Source organism: Moorena sp. SIO3I6, from assembly GCF_010672095.1.
Map to the genome: position 1 here is coordinate 1 of NZ_JAAHHU010000215.1, position 8,658 is coordinate 8,658.

The window sequence follows — 8,658 nt, forward strand, 5'->3', positions numbered from 1 at the left end:
AAGGCTTGAAAGCCTTGTCGGGTATGCCTTCTGCCTTCATGCAGCCAGCCCTATTTATTTCCTATTCATAATTCCTAAAATTTGTCAAGTTTTTTGTAAAGAAATATGTTTATAAAGCATAGCTTAATAAGGGGGGAGCCATACTCAAAGTCCCCCGAGCGAGGGATTGCTCGCTCGGGGGATAATGGGGGCTTTTCCAAAACCAGACCATCGCCCATGCATACTTCAATTGAGCAACACCCAACTCCTAATCCAACTATGGAGGATAGTTGGTCAACACCAGTCGGTGGAGATCAGGTAAGCCAGGGGAATAATAGCGAAGTTTTTGTTACTTCAGGGGATGTACAATTGTCTAGGGTGGAATCAGGGGCTACAAGAAGGCAGAAGGTAGAGGGCAGAGGGCAGAAGCTGCCCACAATTACTCCTGTACAAGAGCTGACCCTAGATGAAGAACTCTTCCGTTCTTCCTCCTTTGCTCCCTCAACCCAACCTATATCTAAAAAACCGACTCTGGGCAGGAATGAAGAAGTAGTCTTACCAAAGCATTCGAGTAATGTTCAGGGTTTGAAAGAACTGGCCGAATTATTACCTTCCCAGGAACAGCTAGATTTAGCAAACCCTAATCTGGTTAGTGCCTCTGATCCCACGTTGTACTCAAACCTAGTAGATCCGGAGGACTTGGAGGATAACGGAGATCAAGTACTATTTACCAACGCAACTCCCGATCAACTGATTGATGACTATGGGAGTGGTGAAGAAATTAGTGGTGCGAGTCCCGAAACCTTGCAGAGGTTTCCCTTGGGTGCGGATATTGATATTGCATCACCCCAGGCTCTTCAAACTTCCAGTGATCCATCAGCCATCAGCCATCAGCTATCAGCCATCAGCCATCAGCCATCAGCTATCAGCCATCAGCCATCAGCTATCAGCCATCAGCCATCAGCCATCAGCCATCAGCCATCAGCCATTACCCATTACCCATTACCTATTACCCATCAGCCATTACCTATTACCGATTACCCATTACCCATTACCCATTCTTCCGATCCCAGCAAGCTAGAAACAGAGGTTGAAACAGAGATGATCAGCCGCAACGGTACACCAGAAATGGACTTAGATGAGATTATGGACGCGATCGCTCGCAAAGTCAGTCGCGAATACCGTAGATTTTATGGGAGCAGCTAATCATGGCTATTGAGTTAGGAGGAATTAAGCTAAACCGGGTGCATCGGCTGGTCACCCTAGAGCAAGCGAATTTGATCTCCCATCGTGTTCCTGGTATGGCAGGAAACCTTGTGCAGGACTTGGGACGGGATTCAGTATTCTTAGGGATTAGTGGTATCTTTTACGGTTCTCAAGCAAGTAAGGACTTGGAGAAACTGCGACAAATTTACAAACAGCGGAAACCTGTGGATTTTATTGCCGAAATTGTTGGCAGAAGCTACTTTGGCCAGGTTATTGTGGAACGATTTGAGGTGTTTCAATTAGCTAAGGAGCCAGAGCAGTTCAGCTATACTTTGACCATTGCTGAGTATACTGATCCTCCTAGTAGTCAAGGGTTTGCAGGTGTTGCTAAGGTAGACGATTCGATTCAGGTTAAGGCGAAGAATCTGATGGATGTTGCCACTCTTCCTGATGCTCTACAACTGGGTACTATTCCGGAAATTACTAACCCATTTGAACCGTTAAAAAGAGCTTTAGAACCCGTACAAGAAGCCACAAAAGATTTAGATAAAGTAACAGAAGGATTAAAAGCTATTTTTGGGATTTAAGTTGCCGTTTTTAGCTTTAAACCAGCTTTTACACACAAGATTAAGTTAATCAGACTCAAGATTATGGCACTCTCTATTGTCGAGCAATTCAAAGACATTAATCCTAAAGTAGCATTTGCTGATGCTCAAAATCAATGTACTCAAGCGGAAAGTACTGTTGCTCAACTGGCTCAAAATGGTCTTCCTGATGTTGGTAATTATCAGCAGCAAATAGAAGAGCAGCTTCCTCAGGTCGATTTTACAAATGTAAAGAAGATAATTGCCCAGGTGCCTTTATCTGCTGGGGAACTGAAAGCAGAATTATCCGGAAAAATCGACCAACTCACAGAACTTAACTTCGACAGCCTTACCGCAGCCATTCCCTTACCCAAGGCAGCTGATTTCGGAGATTTGAAGATTGCTGATGAAATTAAAGATACGATTTCCTCTTTAACTCAAGACTTGATAGGTAGTTTCAGTATCGGAGAATTGCCTACAGGCACACCAACTATCTTTGGGGAATTTGAATAATTTGTCACCAAGGCAGGGATGCTACCTGTTCGCACCTTGGATGTTTTATTCAAAGGACTAAAAAAATTACTCGATAAATTGTCAGATCCAGATGAATTACTGAAAAAATTTGAGTCACAAGCCCTCACCGAAATTTTTAAGGAACAGATTAACTCCTTAGCAGAACAACTTCCTTCCAAGGCTATTAGCCGCATTGAAAGTAATATTAAGCGGCGAATTGAATTAATAGCAGAATATAACAAACTGCTGGATTCCCTAAAAGACCCTACTTCCCTAAAAAAAGAGCAATTTAAAGAACTGATAAAAAGAACTAGAGCGATTGCTAGAGAATTTGAGAGCATTGATGCTAGCACAAAGACAGCTCTGGCAAATTTACAAAACTTTGATATCACAAATTTACAAACTGCTTTAGAGGAATTAATTAGTACTACAGAAGGTGGTGCTACTACAGGAGGTTTAGTTCCTTTCTTTAATAAAATCAAGACTTATATTGAGACTCTGACAGCTAAAGTTAAAACTATTACCGATAAACTCAGGGAGTTTGCCCATAAAATACCAAAGGTTATTGAACAAGCAATTAGTCAGGTTGAGGAGATTGCTACTAAAGTCACCAAAGCTATTACCGACAAAATTCAGCAGGGAGAAGAGCTGTTAAATAAAGTCAAAAGCTATCTTGAAGAAATTATTCAAAAGGTTAAAGAGTTTCTTAAAAATACTTATGGGAAGTCCCAAGAATTAGTTAAACCATTTAAAAAAGTATGTAATGAAGCCTCCACAACTATTGTTGGTAAAGTTGATGAATTTTCTAAAAACCTCGAACAGCAAACTGACCACATAAAAACGTCAATTGAAAGTGTTAATACTCAAATTAAAACCCAGCTCAACCGAGAGCAGTTAGACCATAAAATCAATGAGCTGTTTGACAAAGTTAGTGCCATTTTGGACAGTCCTCAGATTACTAATGCCCTAAAACAAGCTGAAGAGGGTATGGGGACAATTACTGACAATCTCAAAGAAGTGTCCCTTAAACCAGCGTTTCAAGTGGTGGTAACCAAAAGCAATGACTTGGAGAAGGAGTTAAAAGCGGTTGATGTCTCTACCCTTAGTACCCCGGTTAAAACCGCACTAAAAGTGGGAACAGAGGTAATTAAAGCGGTGGATGTTCCGGGTGTCGTTAACCCTGAGTTGAAAGCTGCCTTTGATGAGATTTTAGCTCCCTTAGACAATATTGTGGCTTTAATCGAAGGGGAATTTAATAAAATTAACGACAAAATTGAATCTTTACAACCTGGTACTCTGGTGGTTGATTTTCTCGAGCCCTATCTTACTCCTGTGATCAATAAATTAAATGAGTACAAGCCTTCTATACTTCTTCAACCAGTTAAAGACTTTTATAATGATATCATTGAAAAACTAGAAGTGATTAATCCCAAGCAATTGTTGGATTTGTTAGAAGAATTATACGAAAAGTTGTTAGGGGTGATTGAGTCCTTATCTCCCAAAACGATAACAGATTTCCTGAATCAGCAGCTGGCAACTGTCAAAACCCAGCTAGATAATTTACCTGTCGAGAAGCTTGTGGGCAAAGTGACGGATGGTTTGAGTCAAGTAGATAAGCTGATGGCGAATATCGGGTTGTCAGATGTCCTCAAGTCAGATTTTTGGAACACTTTGCAGGAGATATTGAGCTTCAGTTTTGCCGAAAAAATTCAAGAGGTTGAGAAAATCCGAGATGGGATCGTGACCAAGGTGAATGCAGTTGATGAGCAGGGTTTGACACAGCAATTGCAGGAACTCCAAAACGCGATCGCAACTTACACCCAGACTCCCGATGATCTAGCAACCGATGGCGTTGCCGGACAAGTTACAGCTTATCAGCAGGTGGTAGCAACTCTACCAGCACCACCAGCAGCCAGCTTGCCAACTCTACCAGCAGAAATTGCTGTAGATTATGAAGATTTGCGAAAACGCTTGGAAAACCTTTATCAAAACTTTACTGCAACTTCCCCCCAAGAGGTTCTCGAACAAGTCAATACTATCGTTACAGACACCACTAGACTCCAGGGGAATGAGAGCCAACGCGATCGCTTGCAAGAAAGTGCCAACCGCACTTCTCCTCAGCAGGTAATGGCTAACTTCAAGCAAGTTATTCCCGATGAACTCAACCGACAGATTGTCAATCCTCTGCGGGAAATTCTCCAAGCTTTGGACAAATTACTAGAGCAGCCTCGTACTGTTCTTGGTGACATTGGCAATGTGATCAAAATTATCGAGGATGCTCCGAAACGATTAGTGGAGATTCTCAGCCAGGTTGCTCAGACGCTAGGAGACCAAATTCGTCAGGCAATTAATGGGGTTAAGAATGCCATTGACAGTCTGACTAATGAGGTAGTAAAAGCAATCGAAGGGACATATACAACAACTTTGGAAACCTTAAAGTCTCTGAGGCCGAAGCTACTGCTGAATTCCTTTGATGAGAGTGACTTTAAAGATATTGATAGTTTAATCCAAAAACTTGCTCAACCCGAGGATAACGTTTCTAAGTACATCAATAGTAAGCTTTCTGAGACTACTAAATTGTTGCTAAAGGCGAAGACAGAAGGAACTAAACAAGCGGTGATTCGAGAGTTGAATAACCTGCTGCTCCAGGAAGACTTCTACAATAAGCAACGGTTTGAGGGAGTAACCTTGACTACCGAGGTTAAAGTTTTAAGTTTAGGTGACTATAAAAGTGATCTGGTTCACTTTAACCGTTTGTTAATCGAAGCGAGTTATACCCAAGACCTGATTGTGATGAATATGGAATCAATTTTCCCTTATTTAAAAGACAAGCTCAAAGAGATTTATCCTCAAAACATTGTTGATGAACTAGACCAGTTACATGGAAATATAATCCAACTATTAAGAGACATTCCTCAGGCAGTAGGTGATGCTCTAGATAGCCAGTATCAGCAAAAAGTAGTGCAAAAGACCGAAAAATTGCGAGGAGCTATTAATAAGCTTTTTTTAGCACTGCGGCAACGGCTTGAGCAGCTAAAAAGTGAACTGGATATTGGTTTGGAGGATGTGGCTGATTCTTTTGATCGCTTGTTGAATGCTTTGCCGGTTTAGTTAGGGAATAGGGAATAGGGAATAGGTAATGGGTAATAGGTAATAGGTGATTGGGAGGGTAGTGCTATATCAAGTTTATCTTGATCGCTAATTTTCCCAATTCCCGATTCCCGATTCCCGATTCCCGATTCCCCATCCCCCATTCTAAATTCTAAATTCCAAATTCTAAATTCTCCTGATGTTAAAAATTGCTTACACCATTAAAATTGGTAGCGTTGTCTGTAACGCTGGGCAACAAACGCAGCTCATTGAGTTGCGATCGCATAGTTCTTTAACTATTCCGGTTAATACCTGCTGTCTTGTTCTAGGGTTACCACAGGGTTTAACTATCAGTCCAGAAGAGCTGGTATCGGTGGAATTGGGCTATGAGAATAAGCAAACGTTAGTCTTTACCGGTAAGGTTAGTAGGGTAGACTGGAGCATTGACCGTGTCAGGATTGAGGCTGCCAGCACTTTTGGGAGTTTGACCGCAGCTCGGTTAAATCGGGTTTACGAAAAACCAAATGCTGGAGATATTGTCAAAGATATTCTCAAGTTGGGCAAGGTGAAGGTGGGGCAAGTGGAGAATGGTCTGAAATTTTCGGTCTATGGGGTGGGAGAGTTGAGGTCAGCCTATGACGAGCTCGAGACCTTAGCACAACAATGTGGCTTTGATTTCTATGCCAACACCCAAGACAAAGCTGTATTTGCCAAATATAACCCTGCCAGTACCCATCAATTCAAATATGGGGAAGACATTCTGGCCTTGGAATTGGAGCAACCCCATCCTGGGGTTGAGCAGGTAGAAATTTACGGGGAAAGTCCCAGCAGTCAAGGACAAGGAGAACAGGCTTACTCTTGGCTTACGAAAAAAGAGGTTAAGGGTACTGCTGGTTCCGGTTCTGGTTTTACGACTCTACGACTGACTGACCCCACAGCTCGTACCCAGGCAGTTGCTCAGAAAATGGCTGAGGCGGTTTTGGCTAAGCAGCGCCAGAAGCAACGGGGTGAAATTAAGGTGCTAGGTAATGCTAATGTCAAGCTAGGAGATGAGATCAAGGTGTCAAAAATGCCGATGGCTACCCTGAATGGTAGCTTCAAAGTCACGGGAGTGAGCCACCGTCTCAATCGCCGTAGTGGTTTTTGTACTGTAATTGATTGGGAGGAAGTGTGACAGACTCGATTGTTGGAGTAATGCAGAAGGTTGCTCGGCAGGAAGCACGTAAAGTTTACACTACTGAGTTGGGGATTGTGACAGCGGTGTTTCCCCATACCTCTGAGAGTGACAAGGACAACTACCAATGTTCAGTCAAGTTAAAGAACAAGAAACAGCCAGACGGCAAAGACTTTGAATTGCGCAAAGTGCCAGTAGCAACCCCCCATTTAGGACTGGTTAATATTCCCAATGTTGGGGATTTGGTGTTGGTTACCTTTATTGGGGGTAATCTCAATGCTCCTGTGATTATTGGTCGGCTCTACAATGACCAAGACCAACCCCCTGTCAACAAGGAAAAGGAATTCTACCTACAAAATAACCCGAAAGACGGGGGTAGTTTGAAAATTGATCAGGAGGGGGTAGTTACTATTACTAGTAAAAATGAGAAACAGGTGATTACTGTCGATGATGAAAAAATTGATCTCACCAACGAAAAGTGCCATGTCACCCTGGAAGGAGGAGATGCTACCCTGAAAAACGAAAAATGTACCGTGGCTTTATCTGGTGGTAATATCACTATTGATAACGGCACCTGCAAGATTAAAGTTGAAAGTGGGGGCATCACCATTGATGCAGCTAGCTCTAATGTCACCGTCAAAAGTGTAGGTTCGATCAAGATTGGGGATGCAAGTACGGCTTCTGTACAAGTTGGTGGACGGTTACCGGCTAATGCGGTTGGTGATAGTGACGATATTATTCTGAGTACCCACACCCATGTGGGTAACCTCGGCGCTCCCTGTCCGGTGATGGTGCCAACAGAGAAGATTAATTCAATTCAGGCAAAGGCGAGAAATACCAAGGTGGGGTAATGGTTAGAATCAAAGGGGCAAATAGCGATTATAAATTTTTAAATGGCTCAATTCAAGATCTAAAAGGAGACCATCCTGTTTACCTCAAAATTTTCGTCTGTCCTTATGATATGCCTAGCCCCATTGAGGAACCTGATGAAAATGGTTGGTGTGAGGGGACAGATGAGCAATGTCCTCATGGTAAAAAGAATGGTGAAAAAAGTCCTGGTCATGCTCTAATTTGTTTACATCAAGAGGATGGTATTTCCCTAGAAACGAATAACAACGTAACGGCAACCGGACCCCTGGTGGCTGAGAAGGGAATCACGATTAAGGATGAGCTGGTGTTGGATGTCTCAGAGGCAAAGGCGGGGTTGGTGATCACGATGAAGGGAGAGGAAATTTTACGCCTTAATATTTCTGATCAAGGTGATATCGAATTGTCCCCTCTCAATCCATCAAAAACTCTTAAAATTAACGGCAATTTGGAGGTAACTCAAGGCTTGACGGTTGCAGGTAAGGAGTTACCAATTTAGGGAATCGGGAATCGGGAATCGGGAATCGGGAATGGGTGATGGGTAATAGGTAATAGGTAATGGGTAATGGGTAATGGGTAATGGGTAAAGAATATTCTATTATTTTACTGTAGACAATATAATTATAAATAGAGGAGATTAATGAAATCACAGCTTCAAGAAGCGGTCAACATTGCTCAGTCCCTTTCATTAGCAGAGCAGCTTGAACTACTCAAAATACTATCCACAATTATTCAAAAAAACCATGCCCTAGAAATTCAAACTATACCAGAAGGCGATAATACTGACTTTTCAGCAGAAAGCTTTCGCAAATCTTGGCAGCAAGCTGTGACTGGACAAACCCTACCCATTTCTCAAATCTGGGAGGGAATTGATATTGACTGACGCTCCGTTAGTTGAGGTGCAACTTACTCCTGAGTTTCAGCGTAAATTGAGAGCAGTCAAAAAAATACAAATTAAAGTAGGGTGAACAAAGTTATCTTATCTAGAATACTCATGTGAATCAAAATGTTTTTGCCCACCCTACAAGCTTGTTTGTCAAATCAGTTTAGTGCGATCGCAAAATTCCCCATTCCCCATCAACCATCAGCCATCAGCCATCAGCCATCAGCCATCAGCCATTCCCGATTCCCGATTCCCGATTCCCGATTCCCGATTCCCGATTCCCGATTCCCGATTCCCGATTCCCGATTCCCGATTCCCGATTCCCGATTCCCGATTCCCGATTCCCGATTCCCGATTCCCGA

At 42.6% G+C, this 8,658-nt stretch carries 10 protein-coding genes and 1 pseudogene; 9 read left to right on the plus strand and 2 right to left on the minus strand.

Annotation, left to right across the window (positions count from 1 at the left end; genetic code table 11):
• Positions 1 to 216 precede the first annotated feature (216 nt).
• The 4 genes from F6K49_RS31625 to F6K49_RS31640 all read left to right on the plus strand — a co-directional run bounded on the left by F6K49_RS31625 (position 217) and on the right by F6K49_RS31640 (position 5,393).
• Positions 217 to 1,185: a hypothetical protein gene (locus F6K49_RS31625; protein WP_293103017.1), complete on the plus strand. Its 969-nt coding sequence runs from the start codon at positions 217 to 219 to the stop codon at positions 1,183 to 1,185.
• Between the two features lie 2 nt (positions 1,186 to 1,187).
• On the plus strand, positions 1,188 to 1,772 hold the full coding sequence (locus F6K49_RS31630; RefSeq protein WP_075899928.1) for a DNA circularization N-terminal domain-containing protein: 585 nt from the start codon (positions 1,188 to 1,190) through the stop codon (positions 1,770 to 1,772).
• Between the two features lie 63 nt (positions 1,773 to 1,835).
• Positions 1,836 to 2,282 carry a hypothetical protein gene (locus F6K49_RS31635; RefSeq protein ID WP_293103020.1) on the plus strand — a complete coding sequence of 149 codons (447 nt, stop codon included), beginning with the start codon at positions 1,836 to 1,838 and terminating at the stop codon, positions 2,280 to 2,282.
• A gap of 18 nt (positions 2,283 to 2,300) precedes the next feature.
• Complete coding sequence (locus F6K49_RS31640; protein ID WP_293103022.1) at positions 2,301 to 5,393, plus strand: hypothetical protein; 3,093 nt, start codon at positions 2,301 to 2,303, stop codon at positions 5,391 to 5,393.
• Here F6K49_RS31640 and F6K49_RS31645 read toward each other — a convergent pair.
• Complete coding sequence (locus F6K49_RS31645; protein WP_293024009.1) at positions 5,390 to 5,536, minus strand: hypothetical protein; 147 nt, start codon at positions 5,534 to 5,536, stop codon at positions 5,390 to 5,392. The genes F6K49_RS31640 and F6K49_RS31645 overlap by 4 nt on opposite strands.
• A gap of 35 nt (positions 5,537 to 5,571) precedes the next feature.
• Here F6K49_RS31645 and F6K49_RS31650 point away from each other — a divergent pair, with 35 nt between their 5' ends.
• Genes F6K49_RS31650 through F6K49_RS31660 form a run of 3 tightly spaced genes read left to right on the plus strand, consistent with a single transcriptional unit; the run spans position 5,572 to position 7,912 of the window.
• Positions 5,572 to 6,546 (plus strand): hypothetical protein, encoded by a 975-nt coding sequence (locus tag F6K49_RS31650; protein ID WP_075899932.1) that lies wholly within the window; start codon positions 5,572 to 5,574, stop codon positions 6,544 to 6,546.
• Positions 6,543 to 7,397 (plus strand): phage baseplate assembly protein V, encoded by an 855-nt coding sequence (locus F6K49_RS31655; RefSeq protein ID WP_081431195.1) that lies wholly within the window; start codon positions 6,543 to 6,545, stop codon positions 7,395 to 7,397. Before F6K49_RS31650 ends, F6K49_RS31655 begins: the two co-directional genes overlap by 4 nt.
• Positions 7,397 to 7,912, plus strand: coding sequence for a hypothetical protein (locus F6K49_RS31660; protein ID WP_293043513.1), 516 nt, complete (start codon positions 7,397 to 7,399; stop codon positions 7,910 to 7,912). The genes F6K49_RS31655 and F6K49_RS31660 overlap by 1 nt, the downstream gene beginning before the upstream one ends.
• On the opposite strand, the gene F6K49_RS31665 is transcribed toward F6K49_RS31660, so the two are convergent.
• Positions 7,851 to 8,063, minus strand: coding sequence for a hypothetical protein (locus F6K49_RS31665; RefSeq protein WP_293103024.1), 213 nt, complete (start codon positions 8,061 to 8,063; stop codon positions 7,851 to 7,853). The genes F6K49_RS31660 and F6K49_RS31665 overlap by 62 nt on opposite strands.
• Here F6K49_RS31665 and F6K49_RS31670 point away from each other — a divergent pair.
• Both F6K49_RS31670 and F6K49_RS31675 read left to right on the plus strand, forming a co-directional pair.
• Positions 8,054 to 8,296 carry a hypothetical protein gene (locus F6K49_RS31670; protein WP_293103026.1) on the plus strand — a complete coding sequence of 81 codons (243 nt, stop codon included), beginning with the start codon at positions 8,054 to 8,056 and terminating at the stop codon, positions 8,294 to 8,296. The genes F6K49_RS31665 and F6K49_RS31670 overlap by 10 nt on opposite strands.
• Positions 8,297 to 8,419: 123 nt before the next feature.
• Positions 8,420 to 8,658, plus strand: a pseudogene (locus tag F6K49_RS31675) (hypothetical protein); the annotation flags it as partial.